This window comes from Sporocytophaga sp. (assembly GCF_017745095.1).
Taxonomy (GTDB): domain Bacteria; phylum Bacteroidota; class Bacteroidia; order Cytophagales; family Cytophagaceae; genus Sporocytophaga.
Genome location: NZ_JAGHZZ010000005.1, coordinates 131,325 through 153,570, shown reverse-complemented (window position 1 = coordinate 153,570; position 22,246 = coordinate 131,325). Strand labels below are relative to the sequence as shown.

The window sequence follows — 22,246 nt, the reverse complement described above, 5'->3', positions numbered from 1 at the left end:
ATGAGATAGGAACATTATGATTGGTAACCAATGTTACATTACAAAAAAAATCAGAAGAATTAAAAAGGAGCAACAGGTGAGCAAGAGTAAAAGCTTTTAGGATAATTTATTCTTCTTGTGCAAGGCTGTTACTCCTTTCTTCTCTTAACATTGAGGATGTTTCTTCTTTCTATGATTCAAATGGAGAAGCCTTATATAAACCTAAGATGTATCCTTTATTAAGGTATTAGCTGAATATAATCTCTTTTACCAATCTTTATCTTGACAGGAAGGACATCAAGATTAACCAAGTCATATACATCCATTATCTTAATACCATTTATAGTTACACTACCAGATTCAATAAGCCTTTTCAGATTTGATTTACTCTCTAATGGTTTAATTCCTTTACATAAATCAATCAATTGAATCTGTTGACCAGAACATTGACTGACGATTGTTGAAATAGGGATACTGACAAACATCTTTTCATCAAAACTCTTTTTTTGAAACTGATTCTCAAAAAACTCTATAGCAAGATGAGCCTCTTCCAAACCATGGTATTGAGTCACTACATTAAACCCTATTCTTTTTTTAAGGATCATAGGATTCATTCCATCATTCAACTGCTTTATGCTATCCATCTTCTCTTCATCAGTAAAATCAGTAACCAACTTCAAGTACTCCTCCATTAAAGTATCTGGGATAGACATAATCTTACCAAACATATCATTAGGATGATCAGTCAGCCCGATAATATTATTTTGGGATTTGCTCATTTTATCAGAGCCATCGGTCCCTTTAAGCAAAGGCATGCAGAGGACAGCCTGTCCTTGTTTCCCCTCATTTTCCCTGAAGCTGGCGCCCTACAGAGCAATTAAACAATTGATCTGTCCCTCCCACCTCTATATCAGCCATTATTTCTACCGAATCATAACCTTGTAAAATCGGATATACAAGTTCATGTAATGAAATAGGAATCCCCTTTTCAAACCTGCTGTTAAAGTCATTCCTGTGCATCATCTGAGCAACTGTAACCTGAGATAACAATTGAACAGCACCGGATAGATTCATTCTGTCAAGCCACTCTGAATTGTATCTTATAGTGCATTTACTTATATCCAGAATCTTTGAAAGCTGAGCAACGTATGTCTTTGCGTTTTCTTTAACCTGCTCTTCATTTAATGGCGGACGGGATTTATTTTTCCCAGTAGGATCGCCGATACGGGCTGTGAAATCCCCTATGATAATCACGACCAGATGCCCAAGCTCCTGAAACTGCCTGAGTTTTTTTAATACAATTGCATGACCTAAATGAAGGTCTGGCGCAGTAGGATCAAATCCCAATTTTACAACAAGCTTTCTGTTTTGTAATTCAGCTTGCTTTAATTTTTCATCAAGCCCGTTTTCAGGAAAAATGATCTCTACATTTTCTTTTAATAGATTATTCATACTAGATAGATTATTTATGAATAGGATATAAAACAAAAAAGCCTCCGACGTGTCGGGGGCTTTTTGATTATAATAATGATTATTTATTATCAGCTAAAACAATAGCAATCCCCGGCTCTGACTATCAGATTATAGTAAGCGTAGGTATAATAGGATTGCATTAAATTCTTCATGTTATGTCTTAAGGATAGTCTAAATTAATTCATTTTTTTCAGTTAAGCAAACTGAAGAAATGAAAGTTTAAAGAATGGATAATCATTTAATTCTACTTATAATGGGATTGCCTCTTCATAACTTCCTCCAATGCCTATGTAAGTCACTCTTTTATTATTTCCGTTAAGAGTCGCTTCATAAAATCTAACCCCGGCGAAAGCAATATCATCCATAAACTCAGGGTAGGTTGTTCTTCCTTCCTGAGTGTCTTTAAGTGCATTCAGAACAAGCTGTCGATTAAAGCTTTCAGATATTTCACGAGGGATAGATACTGCACCATGTAAAATATTTTCTCCTCCTACAAATCGATATAATATGATACCTGAAGATACTTCTACACTATATGATTGTACACCAATCCCAATTAAGTTTTTAACAAGATCCGGATAGCTCTTTGAGCTTTTATATAGTTCATTGATCTTATTATGCAAATCAGCCATATATTAAGTTTTCACCGAAATTAATGATTTTACCTTTTGATTTCCAAATTCATGGAACCTCATTTATTGTAACATAAGTCACACAAATAAGAAATTATATCCTTGGTTTATATCTTTTTTTAGATCGATTCTTTATTTATTTTTAAGTCGATTTAATTTAATTCATGGTACAAGGTTTTTTCAATCGGTTAATCATATGGATCATCCTACCGGTAATTATATTTTCCCTTTATTATACATGGAGAAGACCTCACCAGACCATTTCCATTATTCCTTACGCAGCTGACACCGCAAACTTTTTTATCTATTCTTACTCTGATTCTCTGAAATCTCCAGAAAAAGCGTCGACGGTTTACGATATTAAAGTAAATGATACCCTCATCACATTTAGTTATAAACTTGGAGAGGGGTATCAGTTTCCATATGCCGGAGTTACTTTATTCGCCAAAGACAGTTCCTTCTTTGATCTTACTTATTATGATTATCTGGAGATGGACATTCAGGCCACAAATGGTAAAAGGCCACAGGTAATTCTGGGACTACATGCTACAGATTTTACCAACCCAGAAAAGACACTTACTTATAGATATCTTGTAAAAGATGTTGATCTGAAAAAAGATCAGAGCAAATACACTATTCCTCTGGATAAGTTTATAACTCCAACATGGTGGTATGCAGAAAACAATGTTTCCGAAAAGGATTTTAAATCACTGGAGTTTGATAAGACAAAAATCATTAATATTCAGAATTGTCAGCTATTAGGTAAAAATATTCCAGATACTATATCAATAAGAGAATTGAAGTTTACCAAAAATGTAGCCTTATTTTATCAAACTGCTGGAGTTGTTTTAATCTGTTATTATCTGATAATAGGAATCATTTCATATACCAGGAAAAAACCAAAAGACCAAGTTCAAAAAGTTGAAATTCAATATACACCAGTTCAGATAACCAGTCAGTCGGATCAGGATCTTCAAAAGGTAATAAATTTCATTTCAAGCAATTATCAGGATTCTGAACTTTCTCTTAAGAAAATACAATTAGCAACAGGACTCTCCGAAAACAAAATATCTTCTCTTATTAAAGATGCATTCAGTCTTTCTTTTAAACAATACTTAAATAATTTACGCCTTACTGAAGCAAAAAGATTGCTGATGGATTTAACACTACCGGTATCTGATATTGCCTATAAAGTAGGCTATGGAAATATTTCTCACTTCAACAGGGTATTCAAAGAATCATTAGGTATTTCACCAAATGACTATCGCAAGAAAAATAAGGTGTAATTCCAAAATCAAACAACCGCCTACTTTTCAATAAATTACAATATTTACAAAGAAAGTCTTATTTTTTGCAAAGTCAATAAATCCCCTCCTTACTTACACAAAAAAGTATCTGCAAATCAATAAATTAAATCTTTTACAAAGAAAATTGTAAATTTTGCAAACCAGCTACAAACATCTAATAATCTACCACTTACCAAAAAGCAAAAAAGAAATCATTTTTTACAAATTCAGTTTCACAATTGCCAGATAGTTTTGCATTAAATCAATATCAAACCATATGAAAACACATGCTAAACTCTTATCAGTACTTTTATTGTTCATGCTGGGATTTTCGAATCCATCATCCGCTCAGCAATCTATTGTAAGAAAATATGGACAACTTTCAGTTAATGGAAATTACATCATGGGAGAATTCGGAGACACTGTTCAACTTAGGGGCATGTCTATGTTCTGGAGCCAATGGATGGGGCAATATTATAATGAACAAACTTTGACCTGGCTTCGTGACGATTGGAAATGTACAATTGTCAGATTGGCGATGGGAGTTGATGAAGATGGCGGTTATAAGGAAAACCCTAATGAATTATATAAGATTATAGACATGGTGGATGTTGCCATAAAACTGGGTATGTATGTGATCATTGATTATCATAGTCACCATGCTCATAAAAACCCTGAACTTGCAAAGAAATTCTTTTCCACCATGGCAAGAAAATATGGTAAATACCCAAATGTCATTTATGAAATTTATAATGAGCCATTGCAAGACGCCTATTGGAAATCATCTATCAAGCCTTATGCAGAACAGGTTGTAAAAGCAATTCGTGAGCATGACCCTGACAATATTATAGTCGTAGGAACAAGACAATGGTCTCAGATGGTTAGCGAAGCCGCTGAAGATCCAATTCAAGATAAAAATATTGCTTATACGCTACACTTTTATGCGGTTTCTCATGGACAATATTTAAGAGATGAAGCTGAAAAGGCCATGAAAAAAGGAGTTGCATTATTTGTTACCGAATTTGGAACATGCGACTATTCCGGAAACGGAAAATTTGGAGCAGAAGAAACTAATGAATGGTTTACCTTTCTTGACAAATATAAAATCAGTTGGTGCAACTGGTCTGTAGCCAATAAAAAAGAGACTGCTTCCATATTACTTCCGGTTTCAGATATATCGCACTGGTCTGATACCGACCTTACACCATCAGGACAGTTTATCAGAAAAGAATTGATTCTTAAGAACACTCCTATTCTGAAACGGAAGAAGTAAATGGCTCTTACCCTTTTCCTGAAAGAGAAAGGAATAGTCAAAAAAATTATGTTTTTAAACTGATCCAGAAAACAACATAACCACAAAAGTCCCTCTCCTGTAGGACATAGCCGTCAACTTAGTAACTACATGAAGAGATAAGCAACAGTTTGAGCAAGAGCAAGAGATCTTTTAATAAATAAAGAAAGGGTTTCTTGCTCTTGCTCAAACTGTTGCTCGTTTTTTCTTTCAAAGAGAACTTGTGAGGCTGAGGATAAATCTCAAATTTTATAATTGTTTCTTTCTTAAGTTGGCCGCTATTTCCTTCAGGAGAGGAATTTAGGGTGAAATCCTTTAATACAGGTTTTTCCTTAAAGCCTAAAGGAAAGACCATTACTTTTAATTTTGCATCTTCCCCTTTTTAGCTTCCACTTTTTGTTTGCCTTCATGAAATTAAATTTTAACTTTTCATGTACTCTTCAAAAATATTATTGACCTTCATCCGTCAATAGAATTACAAGCACATAGTTTTTCCTGATGAGCATATTAAAAAAAGCAATGATTATTTTATTATCAATTTTACTGTTATTAACTCTTGCTGCAGTCATCATATTTCAGCAAAAATCTTTTGGTAAAAATCCATCCGGTGCACGTTTGGAAAAGATTAAACAATCTCCCAATTATAAAAACGGTAGTTTTCAAAATGTTTCAGAAACTCCTACAATGGCTGAGAATGGCTCATACTGGCAGCTGCTGAAGGAGTATTTTTCAAAAAAACCAAATACTGAACCTTCAACTAAAATCCCTTCTGTTAAAACTGATCTCAAAGCAAAACCATCTCAAGAACCTTCAATTGTTTGGTTTGGCCATTCTTCATATTTTATTCAGATAGATGGATTAAATATTTTAGTAGATCCTGTTTTCAGCGAACGTACCTCTCCTGTGCAATATGCAGGTTCAAAGAACTATCTGGGCACACGTATTTATTCTGTAGAAGACTTTCCCAAAATTGATGTACTCATCATTAGTCATGATCATTATGATCACCTGGATTTCGAAACCATAACTAAACTAGTGCCCAAAGTAGAAAGGGTAATAACTCCACTGGGAGTTGGTGAGCATCTTGAATTCTGGGGTATACCTCAAAATAAGATTTCAGAATTCGATTGGTGGGAAGAAACGAATATTAAGGACAGTATAAGATTGGTCATTACACCAGCAAGGCATTTTTCTGGTCGCGGCATATTGAACAGAAACCAGACCCTCTGGGCTTCTTTCGCCTTGATTACCCCTTCTCACAGATTGTTTCTTGGAGGAGATTCAGGCTATGATACCCACTTTAAAGAAATCGGGAATAAATATGGCCCCTTCGATATCGCTCTTTTGGAATCGGGACAATACAATGAAATGTGGCCATACATCCACATGCTGCCAGAACAAACGGTACAAGCGAATATTGATCTGAAGAGTAAAGTCTTGCTTCCTGTGCATTGGGGGAAATTTACTCTAGCGCTACATGCATGGAATGAGCCAGTACAAAGGGTTCTGAAATATGCACAACAAACAGGAATGAAAGTCACCACTCCGATGATCGGAGAAAAAGTAATATTAAATAAAAATTACCCAGACAGTCATTGGTGGACATTAAAACAACCTGTGAATTCGGAAACAGAGATTTTAAATTAAAGAAGGGATTCTGATTAAATCCAGAATCCCTATTTTTTTACCTATCTTTTAATTCTTTACATTTGATTAATTTTTTTAAGATGATATTGTACCATCCGAAAAAATCATAAAATACTGATCAATAACAATTTCCCTTTAATCCGGTTTGAATAAGCCAAACAAAAATTTGGCAAAATCCTTTATTTTCTGAAGATTACGAGGTAATTTGTTGTGATAAACCCATCATTTCTTGAAGTGAATACTAAAGCATATAAACTTTTATTGCTATTTGTATTTTGCCTGGCATTAACCCTAAAAGGCCAGGATGACCAGCAGGCTCTATTGCTTGCCCCTGCAAAATCAGGAGGTGTGTGGGGGTTTATTAATCCTTCCGGAAGTTGGGTGATAGCTCCTCAATATGGAGAAGCCAATAATTTTCATGACAATGTTGCTGAGGTAGTTCAATATACCAATGACGATATCAAGAATGGGTTTATTGATAAAAATAACAATTGGGTAATCCAACTACCCGAATTTAACTTTTCACACTTTTCTGAAGGTAGATTGGCTTTTCTTGAAAATGGATTATATGGATTTATGGATTCCGTTGGAAAAAAAGTGATACCTGCCCAGTTTCGCTTTTGTAGTAACTTTGAAAATGGAAAGGCTATGGTTGTCTTTAAAAGCGGAAAAGCTGGTTATATCAACCGAGAAAAAAAACTTCTGATCTCTCCCCGCTGGGATACTGCATTTAACTTTCAGGGAAACTTCGCAATTACAGGAAAAAGAACTCCAGATGGTAAGTTCCTTTATGGTGTTATTGATAACACTGGAAATACCCTTGTACCTTATCAATACAGCTGGATAACAAACTTCAGTGAAGAAAAAGCTTTTGCCAATCAAGGAGGGGTTTATGAAAACGGTAGAATTAACGGAGGGACCTGGATGATCATAAACATGAAAGACCAGGCTGTATTGCCACTTAAAGACACCACACTGATCGTTGAAATCGACAATTATGATGAAGCTTATTCGAATTTACTTAAATTCAGAAATGATGTAGCCTGGTTTCCTGGAAGGGTAAATGGTGAAATATTATATGGGTTAATCAATACCTCTGGCAAATGGGTGGTGCGACCTACTTATAAAGTAGTGAACAAAATAAATGAAGGCCTTACAGCTATTTTTATTAATGGAAGAATGGGATTTATAGACCTTAAAGGGAAAGAAATCATTCCATGCAAATTTGAATCTACTGGAGCCTTCCATAATAATCTGGCTTGGTTCAAAGAAGGTAAAAAATATGGCTTCATTAATAAAAACGGAGAAGTTGTAATCCCAGCAAAGTTTGAAGATGTCCGTGATTTTATGTTAGTAAAATAAGCCTTACTTACCCTCTTCTTTAATTTGTTTTATCCTTTTTCGTATTAAAGATTTTACTTCATTCAACCTTAATATTTTTTCATCAAGCAAAGCTATCCGACTTTCAAATAATTCTATTCTTTCATCAACTGTAAGTGTTTTATTGGCCCAGGCGTCTATTAGCTCTTTTATTTCCTGTAAAGAAAACCCCAGATACTTGGCTCGTTTTATAATTTCCAGTCGCTCAATAATCTCTGCTGAATACTCTTTATAGTTATTATCCCTCCTTTGCTTTTTATTAAGTTTTATCAAACCAATCTTTTCATAATACCTGATAGTATCTCTTGAAAGGCCAGTTTTCAATGAAATTTCTCCTATAAGCATAATCCATTCATTTTTTTTCAAACATAAAAAATTTTCCTTGACCATGGAGTAGACTCCAATGTTATCTTTGCTTTCACATCCGGATGATATGCGCAACTTATAGTGTAATTTACCTATAACATTGATTATTATGAATGAAAATAAAATTAAATGGAATAGTTCCTTATATGATGATAAGCATCAATTTGTATCCAATTTTGGGGAAGATCTTGTAACCTTATTGGCTCCCAGAAAGGATGAGCATATTCTTGACCTTGGGTGTGGAACAGGACAGCTGGCAGCAGCAATAGCAGCTTCAGGAGCCCTGGTTGAAGGAATTGACCACTCTGAAGATATGATTAATACTGCAAAAGAGACATATCCTGAAATTTCTTTTCTTGTAGAAGACGCAGAAAGTATGAACTATAAAATGAAGTATGATGCGATCTTTTCAAATGCAGTATTTCACTGGATTACAGACCCTGCAAAGGCTGCCAATAACGTCTATAATGCATTAAAACAGGGAGGTCGTTTTGTAGCTGAGTTTGGAGGAAAAGGCAATGTGGACCATATGTTAAATGCATTGGATAAAGCATTTATTGCCAACGGCTATACTGAAAATTCAAACATACGATTCTGGTATTTTCCATCTATCGGTGAATTTACTTCACTTCTTGAAAAGTCAGGCTTCAGAGTTATCTATGCTATTCATTTTGACAGACCGACAGAGTTGACAGACAAAGAAAATGGAGTGAAAGACTGGTTCAGAATGTTTGGTGAAAAATTCTTTAAAGGACTTTCAGGGCATGAGATTGAAGATGTTCTTGAGAAAACGCAGAATTCTTTAAAAGATAAAATTTTCCGCGACGGGAAATGGTTGGCAGATTATGTGAGAATAAGAATTGTTGCGATCAAATCATAAACAAAAGCTCCCGAGTCTACAATAAAGACTCGGGAGTTAATTTTAATATTTATCAGTCTCATTACTCCTTGAAGCCCAACCCCTCTTTTTTTAAAGCATCCCGAAGTTTAGGCATTGCAGAAGGACCAATTCCATGTAACTGTAATATTTCCCTTTCACTATATTGACTTAGCTGTTGAAGTGATGTGATACCTTTTCCTTCAATTGCACGTCTGGCCGGAGCTGAAATTAAAGATAGAAAACCAGCATCAGGTTTACGTTTTTCTTCACATACAGGACAAACAGGGCAGTCACTGCTCTTATAATATTGATGACCTTCCTTGCAGATTCTCAGACTTTTCTCAGAAGTGGGCATATTTATAAAGGCATTAATCCAGGGCAAGGCAAAGTGTTTTAAACAGATTACCCTCTGTAATAAAACAACCTCTTTGTGTCATTTCAAATAATTCTATTTCTCTTTTTTTCTGATATTTCTTTTCTGAAGTATACACTTTAAGTCCATCAGGTGGACTGACCATTGCCCTTTTAATATAATCCTGAGAAGTAAAATCGGCTTCTGAATCCCCTTCCGCCTTCATTCCGACCAATACCAATTTATCACTCAAACATTGAAAAGTGATTAGTTCTTTCTTTTCTCTATACTCAAGAAACTGTACATTCCTCATTATCGTTTCGAAAACCATATCACTAAAAAGCTCAATAAGCCTCTCTGCTTTAGCTGGTTCTGCACATTTCATTCGTTCCCAATCTTCTGCAGCAATACCATTTACAACAAGGTAATTAACAAACTCATTTTCCATTTCCTGCAGCTCTTCAAGGCTCAGAAGTCTGTATTCTGACATTATTTTCTATTTATTTTATTGAAGTAACATATTATCAGTCTGAATACAATCGTCTCATGATTGATAAAATCTCTGACCAATTTACCTATAAATTTTCAGTCATCTTTAGCCAATGATCATTCGAAACCTTTAATAATCTATTATCGAAAATAAACTATCATCATTTAATAACCTTGCTAAAAATTTCACTTTCAGGGTCTACAGCAGAGGCATAGAACCCGGTTAAATTGCCCTTTTCATCAATGACATATTTGCAAAAATTCCAAACCGGTGACTGACTATTCCAGCCATTTTTCCCAGGGTCAGTTAACCATGAAAACACTTCATTTTTATCCTGCTGAAGGACAGAGCTTTTTTTAAACAGTGGAAAAGAAACCCCGAAATTTATCCTGCAAAAACTATCGATTTCTTGATCGGATCCAGGCTCTTGACCACCAAAATCATTTGCTGGAAATCCAAGAATAACCAAATTATTTTTTTCTTTCTCGTAGACCCTCTCAAGAGCATCATACTGAGACGTATAGCCACAATTTGATGCTACATTTACAACGATCGTCTTCTTTCCTTCATATTGATTTAGAGAAACCTCCTGCCCCTTGTTGTTAATTGCTTTTAGTGAATAAAATGAAATTGGTGCACTTACATTACCCTCATTATTAAGCACTTTTGCTTTGTCTTTATCCTTTTTTGTTAATTTCATAATTAATGGATAAAGCAATTTTGTGATTTTTTGCCTGAAAGTCATATAGTTATATACATTTTAGGTGATATTTATAAAAATGGTTTTAGGATTTATCCTTCACAATTTTTATCCAATTTTATACTAATAATTTAATATTCGTAGATTTTTTTAAAAAAAGTTAAGAGATAAATATTGCGATGTTTGTGCCTAACACCTATTTCCAAATCTCAAACAAAATGCGAAATTCTTTCAAATTTTCAACTTTTTAATAAATTAAACACCTGATAAAGTTGCGCCTCAAACACATATCTAATATTTTGATTATCAATTATTTACATCTAAAAAGCATTGTTTTTATGAAATTAAATATTCAAATTAGTATTGTAAACAGACAAAAGATACCTCTATGAATTTCATAATTAATGCATTTAAAGCTGAAGAATCCAGAGACAGAATATTAGGTGTTTTATTAACAGAATTGTCGAAAATTTCTAATTATAAGAAATTTAACAATGATGTGATAGAGGGTATAATTCTGAATAAGAAAATTAAAACATTAGCAATAGAACATCCCCGCATGCATACAAGCATGAATAGATTAAGAATGAAGAATAAGAAAAATAACTTTGCCATTATAGAAGTATTCTTTGATCATTTTTTAGCTAAAAATTGGGAAAGTTTTTCTAATGAGCCATATGACATTTTTGCAGCCAAAATACATAATGTGTTGATAAAGAATCTCGCAACGCTGCCTAATAGCACAATTGCGAAATTCCCGGAGATTCTATCTAAATCATGGTTAGACAATTATAAAACCATTGAAGGTGTTCATACTATTATCAGAAAACTTACGCATACTTCCAGAGTGGGAGTAAATTCTGAAGAAAGCATATTTGACCTGATGGAAAATTACAGCAGCTTTCAGAATGACTTTATGTTTTTTATGAAAGATATGGAGAAAGAAACACCTATTAATTTTGAAATCACTGATTTACAGCAAAAAATCTATGCTTAAATGCATATAAATAAATTTTAAACACCTGATTATTTACTTAATCTTTTACTGATTTTATAAATAACAGCATCAATTGTTTCGTAGACAATTGGCACAAAAATCAATGTTAAGAACATTGAACTGGTTAGGCCACCGATAAGAACCCAGGCCAATCCATTTTTGGCTTCTGAGGCTGCTCCGGAGGCCAGCGCAATTGGCATCATTCCGAGAATCATCGTTAAGGTAGTCATAAAAATTGGCCTTATCCTTTCTCGCCCAGCTTCGATCAAAGCATCAAAGGTATTGGCTCCTTTTTCTTTCATATGATTGGTAAAATCGACCAGAAGAATGGCATTTTTGGCAACAAGTCCCATCATCATAATCATTCCCAGGATTGAAAAAATATTTAAGGTTTCCTTAGTCAGTGCCAAAGCAACCAATGCCCCGATAATAGCCAAAGGAATTGAAAACAGCACCACAAACGGATAGGTATATGAATTATAAAGGGCCACCATTATCAGGTAAACGAATACTATACCAATCATAAATGCAACTAAAAGACTAGTAAAAGCCTCTGCCTGTTGTTCAAGCTGGCCCTCATAAGAAAGAGTGATTCCTGATGGTTTTTTCAGTCCTTTTACTTTCTCTTGGATTTCATCCCCTACTGTACCCACCGGTCGGCCAACCACATTTGATTTCACCGTGACAGATGGAATACGATTATTTCTCTCCAGTTTAGATGGCCCACGACTTTGCTGAACAACAGCAAACTGACTCAATGTTATAAGTTGTCCGCTGGTATTTTGTACATTCAATCGCTTAACATCATCAACATTTCTTCGATCAAACTGATCTAGTACAATCTTGATATCATATTCTTCATCAGCTTCTCTATATTTAATATCTGTATTCCCTGTAAATGCCGTCATAAGCGTACCTCCTACATCTGCCACAGACAATCCCAGTTTGGCCATTTTATCCCTGTTCAGTCTCACTTCCAATTCAGGATTTCCTTCATTCACTGATAAATCAGGATCACTAATCCCCGGTATTTTTTTGATAGTCGCTAATATTTCATTTGCATAAGACATTACGTTTTTAAGATCAGTCCCTCTGACGATAATTTGAATCGGCAAATCGTCTGCAGCACCAGTAAGACCTGTTGGAGTCGACGTCACTTTAATTCCGGGAATTTGAGAAATTTCATTTTTAATTTCATTTGCAAATTCATCAACTGTGATAGTTCTCTCTTTTTTATCTGTCATTATGACCGTAAGTTGGGAGATGTTGTTAGCAGGCTGATTGGAACCGAGAGTAGAAGATTGCCCTACTGTAGAAAACACCTTTACTACAACCGGTTTTTTCAAAATTATTTTTTCAACCTGACTTGTAACCTGGTTTGTATGGTATAAAGTACTTGTCTGATCAAGTTCAAGAGTAACCACAAATTCTCCTCTATCACCTTCTGCAATAAATGTACTTCCTATCAAGCCTAGTGGCACCAAAGAAAAAGAAGCTATAAGCATTAATACTATGATGGAAGTCACAATGAGTCTGTGACGCAAAGACCACTTAAGAAGTATTGTATAATTTTCTTTTAGCTCTTCAAATTTCCTTTCAAACCAGTTATTAAACCTTCCAAATAAAGTTTCATTGGAAAATTTAAGTATTCTGGAAAATCGGGAAGCCAGCATAGGAGTTACCGTAAAACTCACGAATAAGCTCATCAGCGTAGACACCATTACTACAATTGAAAACTCACGAAGAATATTTCCTATCAGGCCTCCTACCAGTGAAAGAGGACCAAACACTACAACATCCACTAGAGTGATTGACAATGCGGTAAATCCTATTTCATTTCTTCCTTCAAGAGCAGCTGTTCTTTGGTCACTTCCCATTTCAAGATGTCTGTATATATTTTCCAACACCACAATAGAATCGTCCACAAGTATACCAATCACCAATGACAGCGCCATCAATGTCATCAGGTTAAGAGAAAAATTAAAAATATACATTGCAATAAAAGTAGAAACAATTGACAGCGGAATTGCCACCATAACTATTGCAGCATTCCTTATACTGTGAAGAAATACCAACATTACAAGCGCTACCAGAATAATTGCAAACATCAGATCCTCAAGCACTGAATGTGCTGCGGCAAGCGTAAACGTAGAGGTATCTGATGATACTATAAAATTAAGCCCTATATCTTTATACTCTTCCTGCAGATCCTGAAGCATTTTTTTCACCTCTTCGGAAACTTGAACAGTATTTGCATCTGTTTGCTTTTGAATCAGAACGCCTATGGAACTTTTATAATTTATCCTGCTTAATGTTTCTACTTCCTCTGTAGCGTCTGTCACCTCTGCTACATCAGACAATCTGACAAGCCCACCGTCTTTACCTTTTAATACAACCATATTAGCCAGCTGAGCCAATGATTTGACCTCACCTTCCACCCTCAGGTCAAACTGATCCGTCTTACCTTTAACTTCACCAGCTGGTACCTCCTGATTGCCGCTCCTAATGACATTTACAATTTGAGAAAGTGAAATACCATAAGCTTCCAGCCTTTGCCTTTTCACATTTACCATTATCTTCCTCTTTTTCCCTCCTACTAGCGTTATTTGTCCCATACCTGAAATCTTTGACAGCTCGGGACGTATACGATCATCCATGAGTTGATAGAATTCCATAGGTGACAGTTTTGAAGATGCACTGAACTGTAATATAGGAAGGTCATCAAAAGAGAATTTATTCAATGATGGCGTTTCCGCATCGTCCGGCAGTGTTGACAAAACAGAGTTAATCTTTCTTTGAGCGTCTTGAAGAGCAATATCTACATTGGCATCATTCGTAAGCTGAATGGTAATAAAAGATACACCCTCCTGAGATATTGAAGCTATCTTATCCAGATTCTCAAGTGTGGCAACAGCATCTTCCAATGGTTTAGTTACAGAGGTTTCCATTACTCCAGGAGAAGCTCCGGGATATATGGTAACTACAGAAATAACCGGCATTTCAAACTTTGGAAAGAGGTTATAATTCAACCGTTGATAACATATAATACCTACAATGGAAAGCACTGTAAATATCACAACTATCAGGGTTGGCCTCTTAATCGCTATTTCTGTAATCGACATATTATTGTCCTATTATCTGAACAGGTGTTTTGTCTTTTAAATTTATCAATCCCGTTTTCACAATCTGATCCCCGTCTTTCAAGCCTTTGGTTACTTCCACTTTCTCGGGAAAAGATTGTCCGATTTGTATTGACCGTAGCCTGGCAGTATCTTTTTCTATAATATAAACCTGAGGATCGTCAACACTTCCTACAAGAGATTCCCTTGGGATCACCAAAGGGTTACCTTGTGTTAATATTCCAAAACCAACATTCACAAATGTTCCGGCTTTAAGGGAATTTTCCTTGGGATTATGAAATCTGATCTCCACATTATAATTGTGCGCATCATCTCCTGTCGGGCTTATGAAAGTAATGATCCCCTCGAAAACAGTATCTGGATAAATATTGGTAGTAATTTTAACCTTATCATTAAGCTTTAACTTATAAGCATCTTTTTCTGCCACTGACAGGTCTATCTTTAATGAAGAAACATCTACAATTCTCGCAATCTGATTGCCTGCCATAACAGTAGCTCCTGGTTCAACAAATCTTTCTGTAATCATCCCTTTGAACGGCGCACGGATGTTGGCATTCGACAACTTCTTTTTATCCTGTTGAAGGTTGAAGTCTGCCGTCTTCAATGCAATCTTTGCTTCTTCTAGCTGTTGCTTTGTCACAGCGTTTCCTTTAAACAGCTTAGTATATCTTTCTACATCCTTTCTTGCCTTTTCCAAAGCAAGTTCTGATTTTCTAACTGCTGCTGTTTGCTCTTTACTTTCTATCTGAGCTAAAAGATCCCCTTTGTCTTTTACATCCCCCTTTTCGATAGGAAGATTTATGAGCTTACCTTGAATTTCAGAAATCACTACAGCTGTTTTATTTGGTATTATAGTACCCAACAGTTGCAGCTCATCAGAAATATTTTGTCTGATTACTTTGTAGACATTTACACTTACTTTTGGTGAAGTTGTTGACGTCTCTTTAGATTTGTCAATTTCTTTTTTATTGCTGCAAAGCCTCAATACAACTAACACAAAGATTATTGCTAATACAATAATTAATATGTAGCTTCTCTTCTTTGTCATCTTCTTTGATATTAACTATTTACCAATCCATTTAATAACTTCAGTAATTTTCCCTTGAGACTTTGCAAGTTCTAATCTTGCCAGATAAGCATTAAACAGTGATGTTATGTAATTTACCTGAGCGACTTTTAAGGAGTTAGTCGCATTGAGAAAATCAGAGTAAGCCCCTACACCTTCCTTATAGGACAATATTTCACTATCATATACAAGCTGAGCAAGCTTTATATTCTCACCTGCAAGCCTTATATTATCAACAGATGTATTAAAATCATCTATTGCATTGGACAATTCTATATTGATCTGTTGCTCCAGTCTGGAAATTCCTATTTCTGTTTTTTTCAATTCAAGCTTATACTGCTGTACTTGAGAACTTCTCTTAAAGCCACTGAAAATTGGCACTGTGAGCCTTAGCCCCACGACCTGACTGTTAAACCATTCTGTTTTCCACAGATTAAATTCTTCCGAAAATGACTGATATTGATATTTACCAAAAGCAGTGAGCTGTGGCTGATATTCGGAAGTATATTGTTTCACCTGAAGAGCTCCTAATTCTCTTTGAGTTTGCATCAGTTTATAGTCAGCTCTTCTCCAGTAATTAGGCTTATCAGGTAATTCTTCTAATTGAAATAAAGTGGTAGTATCAGCATTGACACTTGCAATTTCGATCTGTTCACTTACGGGCATTCCTATCTGAAATTTCAATTGATTGAGAGAGGCTTTGACTGATCTCTCAAGCGTCTTTAATTCCGTTAGCTGATTGTTATAATCAACGAAGACTCTATCTCTGTCGGCCTGTGTAGCTACATCGTTTTTAAACTGAAGATCGACAATTTTAAAAAGATTCTGACTTTTCTCCAGGTTGGATTTTTGAACCTCTACCTTTTGAACTGAGACAAGGTAATTAAAATACGACTTGCTTACATTGTATATGGTATTTTCAATAACCTGCTGTGATGATTGACAATAATAAACTCTGCTGACCTTGGAAGCTTTCAAGCCTACCCAGTAAGTTCCCATATATATAATCTGATCTAACTGAGCATATGCGGAGCTTGAATACTGCACACCAAAACGAACAGGTACAATAGCATCCGGAGGAGCCGTTCTGTCAAAAAATATTGCAGGCAATGCAACCAAAGGTATCTTAATATTATCATCAAAGGTGCCATATGCATTGATTTGAGGATAACCTGAAGAGGCAACCTCTCTAACATTTTGAAGCGCTATTTCTTCATCAATGTGAGCAGAAAGAACATCTGTATGATGCACCAGTGCATAATCTATGCATTGAGAAAGATCCATACTGGTTTGACCACATGCTGAAACTACAGAAAACAAAAAGGAAGCGATGCATATCAAATAATTTAACATACTGATCCTTAAACTTCTCTTTAAAGAAAGAATCAGTTGAAATGAAAAAGTCTTTATATTTATTGTATCTGTCTTACCTATGCACATCACTAAAAACTGTAGGGAACTTTTATCTATTTATTAATCATTGATCTACCTTTTAGACTTATTCCATTTTTATTATTTCAAATAAAAGTTAGAACGTTTAATTCCCGATTGAATACTAATACATTTCCCCCCCTGATTGTTTATAGAATTTATGATTGCCTCCTTGAATTCTACTTTAAATACAAGCTTTAGCTAAAATTTACCCTAAATTATCCCAATAAAGTGCTGAAAAATTACTATCTTCATATGTTGATAATGAGCTATGAGAGTCTAATGAAGTGTTTTAAATTACTATTCTTCTTTTTCTTATTTTCTTTTACTAGACCTGGCTTTGCCAGCAGCGTTTTTTATCTAAAAGAGAACGCTACTCGAATGAGAGAGGACAGTATTTTCAATTATTTTAAATTTTATAAAGACCAAACTAATAAGCTCACTGCTAATCAATTGAATCTGAAAGATTTTCAAGCCTACAGTTCCTATAAATTCAGCGAATTTGACAAAAACTCAACCTATTGGTTCAGATTAGAAGTCGCTAATAAATTAGAAGATCGCAAAGAATGGTTTTTTGAAATCCTGGATCCGCATATACAAGCGCTTGATGTTTTTATAATTTCAGGAAATGACACAACTCATTTTTCAAAAACTGGCTATCTGAATGAATTTTCATCAAGAATTTCAAAACATAAAAATTTCATATTTCCTATAAAATTTTATAAGGATGAAAAAGCAACCATACTTTTTTCTATACAAAACAACTATTACACAGGACCAGACATTTGTATAAGAACCCCGCAAAAATTTTTGGATTATGCCTTAAGTGAATACTACTATCTGGGCATTTTTTATGGCATCCTCCTGATCATGTCCGTTTACAATATTTTCATATATTTTTCAACTAAGGAAATTGTATACCTGTATTATGTAGCATATGTAGTTTGCTATTCCTTAAATTCCTTCTCTGAGGATGGGCTTGGCTTTCAGTACGTGTGGCCCAATCTTCCCCAATTTAACGAGCTTATTCAATACGCTCCGATATTTCTGATAACTGCGTTTGTATTTTATTCGAAAAACTTCCTTTCGCTTAATCAATATGCGCCAAAACTGAGAAGGGGAATAGATCTTAGTTTAATTGTTTATTGTGTGATGTTCTGCCTCAACAATTTTATTCTTCAGATTTCATGGATAAGATACTTTTACTTGCTTCCGTTTCTATTAATATTTATAGCAGGAATAACAGCAGCTAAAAGAGGTAACAAGTCTGCTAAATACTTTTTGCTAGCATTCTCATTATTCCTTGTATCATTTTCCATTTTTATATTAAGGATAAACGGATTTGTTGCTTCAAACATCTTTACTGTTTATAGCCTTAATTTTGGCTTTCTTCTGGAAGTAGTGCTATTCTCTTCGGCACTGGGTCAAAGGCTGAAAATTGAAAAGGAAGAGAAGACTCGCATTGACAAAATGCTCATAACGCAATTGCAGGAAAATGAAAAATTAAAAGATTCAATAAACCAGGAACTGGAGCTTAAGGTCAGAGAAAGAACTGAAGAAGTCAACCGCAAAAATCGAGAATTGGCTATCGCCCTATCCAATCTTGAGGAAAAGAGTAAAGAGATTGAAGAGCTTAATAAACTTCTTGAAATTGATAACAAGGCTTTAAATCAAAACATCAAAGATATTACCAAGGCTCGTCTGATGCTTAAAGACGTTACGCTTGAAGAGTTTCAGAAGATATATCCTGATGAAGAAAGCTGTTTTAAATATCTATCTGAAATTAAATGGACCAAAGGATATAGTTGTAAGAAATGTAGTAACAAAAATTCATCCGCGGGCAAAACTCCATACTCTAAAAGATGCACCAAATGCGGCTATGACGAGTCTGTTACCACCTATACGATCTTTCATAATTCAAAGCTTCCCATTACTCAAACATTTTATCTGTCTTATCTGGTATTAGCTAACAAGAATATTTCATCACATGAATTATCAGAAAAACTAGATTTAAGACAAAAGACATGTTGGGCATTTAAGAAGAAAATTGTCGATTCTATGAACAGTTCCGGAACAGGTAAATTGAATTCAAAAGATTGGGGAAAGATATTCTATAACAGCAATACAGCCAAAGAACAATCCCGTCCAGCATAATCTTTCCATTACACTTCTTTACTTAATAAAGGATAATATCTTTCCTTTATAACATTGAAGTGGTGAGTCTCATGTCCAACAATTACAAAGCCTAATCCTAGCACTGATATTTCTCTGTTAAAACAAATACCTTTATTGAGGTACATATCTTTTGAGAACGATTTAAAAAGCAGTAAAGAAGATTGTCTCACTACAATTAATTCATCAATCATATCTTCTATTTTCCTGTTTGTTGTATCTGCATTGCTTGCAAGTAACACCTCATTATAGCCTGGCAATACAGTTTCATCTTTTCTTGAAAACCTTAAAGCCCTATAGGACTGTATTCTTTCATTATCTATGATATGCTGAATAATTTGTTTAACACTCCACTTTCCGGGAGCATATACAAGGTCACCAATTCCCTTAAGCAAGCCCACATCAAGCGTTTTAAGATTTTGAATTGATAAATTCATCGCTGTCAGAAGATCAGGTTCTTCAACCAGATCTATATATCTGTCAAAGAAATCAGGCATTGGATTTATTTCTGATTTATTCATTTTGCAAGTATTAAAAATTAAAGATTATTATCATTGTTGAATTTAGTAAATTAAATTTAGCATTGTCAATTTTGGCAGAATAGGAATGAAGATTGTCCGAACTTAATTATAAAATTAAACTCAAATGATTTTCGATCAACTAGAAGTATTCATTCAACGATGAGAACTTGTCATAATAAATTAGTATCAGCAGGGGTATTTTGCTAAATCACAAAGCAAATCAATAGAATGAAAATCAGATCATCTTTTTTTAATAAATTAATGGAGATTAGTTTATTAAAAATTCTCTTGCTGACAACTTTCATTTTAGCTCTTCCTGTTTTTTTATTGCTAATCTTCATATTAGACCAAGTTTATTTCAACCAAACAGAAGTACTCTTCTGGGCATTATTTCTGCTCTCAATGTTACCCTGCGGTATACTTGGAGGATTTTTAGGATATACTTTATTCCTCAAAGCAAAAAAAGTAAAAAGTGAATTAGGAGAGTCTGCTGGTATATTTGTAATTCTTTGCAGTGTTATCTATTCCATAGGTGGTGTTTTGGGGCTTATGTTAATTTATATTGTTACAAGTTAAAGATTACAATCTCAAAGATGCAATTTACCTCTCACATTCAATTGTTTAAACACATTTTTTTTGATTTAAAAAACACCTTTTAGTAAAAACATTTAAAATAAATAAGTTAACTTTCCTTTACAATTACAATAAAATAATTTTAGGGGGTTGAATATGTACTGAAATATTATCTCCCCAATAACATTACTATTCAATACCTTCCAAAATTCACAAGAGGTATTTATACAAAGTAGTTCTTAGACTTTTAATTATTATTAAGTTAAACTTTTTTTTACTCACAATGGATAATTATAATCAAGGAGTGAGCCATATAGGGATTGTTCAGTCCGATGGAAGCAGCGTATCTATTGAGGACCAGATTTACCCTATTCACTACGAATATCTATGTTATACTTTTAAAACTGGTAGCAGAATCAAGGGAGATCTGAGACTTGCAGCAAACATCATAACAGGCAGTGTGGCACTTGTCCCTGAGCATGGACAAGTTATTGTAAAAGAAATCATTAAAGGGATAGCCTATTTTGAAAGCAATGATTTGTTTTGTGAAGTAAGATTACTTTGTCCTTTATCCGGACCAACACCTGTCTTTGTACCACAGATACTGCTCATTCAATAAACTTGCACCTTTATTTTACTCATAATATAATCCCCGCCAATACTAACCAACGCTTTCTGATTTTTTAAAATAAGGCTGATTGAAATATTGCTTTCTAAACCACAATTCAAAGGCAGGATCAAGGAATTCATATGTATTATTTATTTCGTGCACAATATCTGCATTCAGAAGAATAACTTTATTTTTACTTACATTCCTTGGAGTTCCTAACTGATACATGTTCATTACTTGCGCTGAAGTAAGTTGAGTCTCTCCTTTTGCTATAGCTTTAAGTAGATTCAGCTGAGTCGCGCTTACAGATTCAACCTCTTTCTGATAAAAGGGCGTATTCGCCTGAATAAGCTCCAATAAAGCATTCTCAATATTAACTCTTGTAGCTATAGGAACAGCACTATTCCAGGTATAGTGGGCCAATTGCTGCACATACCATGAATGATTTTTCATAAGCACAGATATAAACCTTGCATCTTCTTTACTAATTATTTTATTGGTCTCAGTAAACTTAGTAGTTATAAAATCAACCCAACGACTTTCTTCAATTTTAGGAAGAAGCATGATATCGCCAAATCTGTAAAATGGCTTAGAGGGGTTATTAAAAATATCAGACATCATATGCCTCTTGCTTCCAAAAAGGCAGTAAGCTACATTCTTCTGTCTTTGCCATACAGCCCGGAGTTTCTTCTCAAAATTCTCATAATCATTGTATCCTGAGATATTTTGAAACTCATCAAGACAAATAATCCATTTGATGCCCTTTTTTTGCCCGATAGTTTCAGGAAGATTTAAAATCTCCTCACCGTGTTTACGAAGATCTTTCCAGTCAAAACTGAGGCTGAAATCGTTTTCAGGATCAAGTCCCATAGTTATTTTGGGAATAAGCTTTTTAAATAATTCTTTTCCGTAACTAATCCATTCCTGCCACTTTCCCGAAGAAGCTTTTATCACCTCTCTGGCATATGTTTCGAGAAATTCCTCCTGGCTTCCAAGGGTAAATAGATCTATTACTACTGCCCTGTATTCTTTTGGATAGTCTTTCCTGATTTCAGATACCACTTTTTCTACAAGTGATGATTTCCCCCATCTGCGGGGAGATATAATGGTGGTATTAATACCATTCAAAAGATTGTCTTTTAACCGCTTTACTTCATTTTCACGATTGGTAAATGCAGTAGAAGACACAGTATTACCGTATGCAAAGGGAGATATAATCATAGGACTCAAAGGTATTATACTCTATGGTATTATACCTAA

The 22,246-nt window shown here is 34.6% G+C and carries 20 protein-coding genes and 1 pseudogene; 9 read left to right on the top strand and 12 right to left on the bottom strand.

What is annotated here, in order from left to right:
• Positions 1-218: 218 nt before the first annotated feature.
• From J7604_RS27050 to J7604_RS09520, 3 genes and pseudogenes are all read right to left on the bottom strand, one after another.
• Positions 219-803, bottom strand: a pseudogene (locus J7604_RS27050) (hypothetical protein); the annotation flags it as partial.
• Positions 804-822: 19 nt separating this feature from the next.
• A complete protein-coding gene (gene tyrS, locus J7604_RS27045) occupies positions 823-1,431 on the bottom strand; it encodes a tyrosine--tRNA ligase (RefSeq protein ID WP_367113561.1) in 609 nt (202 codons plus the stop codon).
• 269 nt (positions 1,432-1,700) lie between these two features.
• On the bottom strand, positions 1,701-2,084 hold the full coding sequence (locus tag J7604_RS09520) for a DUF1398 family protein (protein WP_293894685.1): 384 nt from the start codon (positions 2,082-2,084) through the stop codon (positions 1,701-1,703).
• 164 nt (positions 2,085-2,248) lie between these two features.
• Between J7604_RS09520 and J7604_RS09515 the strand changes: the two genes are divergently transcribed.
• The 4 genes from J7604_RS09515 to J7604_RS09500 all read left to right on the top strand — a co-directional run bounded on the left by J7604_RS09515 (position 2,249) and on the right by J7604_RS09500 (position 7,670).
• Entirely contained in the window at positions 2,249-3,370 is a 1,122-nt protein-coding gene (locus tag J7604_RS09515) for an AraC family transcriptional regulator (protein WP_293894682.1), read from the top strand.
• A gap of 277 nt (positions 3,371-3,647) precedes the next feature.
• On the top strand, positions 3,648-4,643 hold the full coding sequence (locus J7604_RS09510; protein WP_293894677.1) for a glycoside hydrolase family 5 protein: 996 nt from the start codon (positions 3,648-3,650) through the stop codon (positions 4,641-4,643).
• Between the two features lie 537 nt (positions 4,644-5,180).
• On the top strand, positions 5,181-6,308 hold the full coding sequence (locus tag J7604_RS09505) for an MBL fold metallo-hydrolase (RefSeq protein WP_293894674.1): 1,128 nt from the start codon (positions 5,181-5,183) through the stop codon (positions 6,306-6,308).
• Positions 6,309-6,518: 210 nt separating this feature from the next.
• Positions 6,519-7,670, top strand: coding sequence for a WG repeat-containing protein (locus tag J7604_RS09500; protein ID WP_293894671.1), 1,152 nt, complete (start codon positions 6,519-6,521; stop codon positions 7,668-7,670).
• 3 nt (positions 7,671-7,673) lie between these two features.
• On the opposite strand, the gene J7604_RS09495 is transcribed toward J7604_RS09500, so the two are convergent.
• Positions 7,674-8,033, bottom strand: a complete 360-nt coding sequence (locus tag J7604_RS09495) for a MerR family transcriptional regulator (protein ID WP_293894669.1) — start codon at positions 8,031-8,033, stop codon at positions 7,674-7,676.
• Between the two features lie 130 nt (positions 8,034-8,163).
• Here J7604_RS09495 and J7604_RS09490 point away from each other — a divergent pair, with 130 nt between their 5' ends.
• Positions 8,164-8,934 (top strand): trans-aconitate 2-methyltransferase, encoded by a 771-nt coding sequence (locus J7604_RS09490; protein WP_293894667.1) that lies wholly within the window; start codon positions 8,164-8,166, stop codon positions 8,932-8,934.
• Between the two features lie 61 nt (positions 8,935-8,995).
• On the opposite strand, the gene J7604_RS09485 is transcribed toward J7604_RS09490, so the two are convergent.
• The 3 genes from J7604_RS09485 to J7604_RS09475 form a co-directional block, all read right to left on the bottom strand.
• A complete protein-coding gene (locus tag J7604_RS09485) occupies positions 8,996-9,289 on the bottom strand; it encodes an RNA polymerase alpha subunit C-terminal domain-containing protein (protein ID WP_293894665.1) in 294 nt (97 codons plus the stop codon).
• Between the two features lie 13 nt (positions 9,290-9,302).
• Positions 9,303-9,776: a DUF6495 family protein gene (locus J7604_RS09480; protein WP_293894663.1), complete on the bottom strand. Its 474-nt coding sequence runs from the start codon at positions 9,774-9,776 to the stop codon at positions 9,303-9,305.
• A 160-nt stretch (positions 9,777-9,936) separates the two neighbouring features.
• Complete coding sequence (locus tag J7604_RS09475) at positions 9,937-10,476, bottom strand: glutathione peroxidase (protein ID WP_293894659.1); 540 nt, start codon at positions 10,474-10,476, stop codon at positions 9,937-9,939.
• A gap of 388 nt (positions 10,477-10,864) precedes the next feature.
• Here J7604_RS09475 and J7604_RS09470 point away from each other — a divergent pair, with 388 nt between their 5' ends.
• Positions 10,865-11,473: an acyl carrier protein phosphodiesterase gene (locus J7604_RS09470; RefSeq protein ID WP_293894656.1), complete on the top strand. Its 609-nt coding sequence runs from the start codon at positions 10,865-10,867 to the stop codon at positions 11,471-11,473.
• A 29-nt stretch (positions 11,474-11,502) separates the two neighbouring features.
• On the opposite strand, the gene J7604_RS09465 is transcribed toward J7604_RS09470, so the two are convergent.
• From J7604_RS09465 to J7604_RS09455, 3 genes are read right to left on the bottom strand one after another with little or no spacing between them, the layout of a single operon-like run.
• Positions 11,503-14,595, bottom strand: coding sequence for an efflux RND transporter permease subunit (locus tag J7604_RS09465; protein WP_293894653.1), 3,093 nt, complete (start codon positions 14,593-14,595; stop codon positions 11,503-11,505).
• Position 14,596: 1 nt separating this feature from the next.
• Entirely contained in the window at positions 14,597-15,661 is a 1,065-nt protein-coding gene (locus tag J7604_RS09460) for an efflux RND transporter periplasmic adaptor subunit (protein ID WP_293894650.1), read from the bottom strand.
• A 15-nt stretch (positions 15,662-15,676) separates the two neighbouring features.
• Entirely contained in the window at positions 15,677-17,032 is a 1,356-nt protein-coding gene (locus tag J7604_RS09455) for a TolC family protein (protein WP_293894647.1), read from the bottom strand.
• Positions 17,033-17,491: 459 nt separating this feature from the next.
• Between J7604_RS09455 and J7604_RS09450 the strand changes: the two genes are divergently transcribed.
• Positions 17,492-19,264, top strand: coding sequence for a 7TM diverse intracellular signaling domain-containing protein (locus J7604_RS09450; RefSeq protein ID WP_293894644.1), 1,773 nt, complete (start codon positions 17,492-17,494; stop codon positions 19,262-19,264).
• 8 nt (positions 19,265-19,272) lie between these two features.
• Here J7604_RS09450 and J7604_RS09445 read toward each other — a convergent pair whose 3' ends face one another.
• Positions 19,273-19,803 carry a DinB family protein gene (locus J7604_RS09445; protein ID WP_293894641.1) on the bottom strand — a complete coding sequence of 177 codons (531 nt, stop codon included), beginning with the start codon at positions 19,801-19,803 and terminating at the stop codon, positions 19,273-19,275.
• Positions 19,804-20,064: 261 nt separating this feature from the next.
• Between J7604_RS09445 and J7604_RS09440 the strand changes: the two genes are divergently transcribed.
• Both J7604_RS09440 and J7604_RS09435 read left to right on the top strand, forming a co-directional pair.
• Positions 20,065-20,379, top strand: a complete 315-nt coding sequence (locus J7604_RS09440) for a hypothetical protein (protein WP_293894638.1) — start codon at positions 20,065-20,067, stop codon at positions 20,377-20,379.
• A gap of 280 nt (positions 20,380-20,659) precedes the next feature.
• On the top strand, positions 20,660-20,995 hold the full coding sequence (locus tag J7604_RS09435) for a hypothetical protein (protein ID WP_293894634.1): 336 nt from the start codon (positions 20,660-20,662) through the stop codon (positions 20,993-20,995).
• 42 nt (positions 20,996-21,037) lie between these two features.
• On the opposite strand, the gene J7604_RS09430 is transcribed toward J7604_RS09435, so the two are convergent.
• Positions 21,038-22,207: an ATP-binding protein gene (locus tag J7604_RS09430; protein ID WP_293894631.1), complete on the bottom strand. Its 1,170-nt coding sequence runs from the start codon at positions 22,205-22,207 to the stop codon at positions 21,038-21,040.
• Between the last annotated feature and the right edge of the window lie 39 nt (positions 22,208-22,246).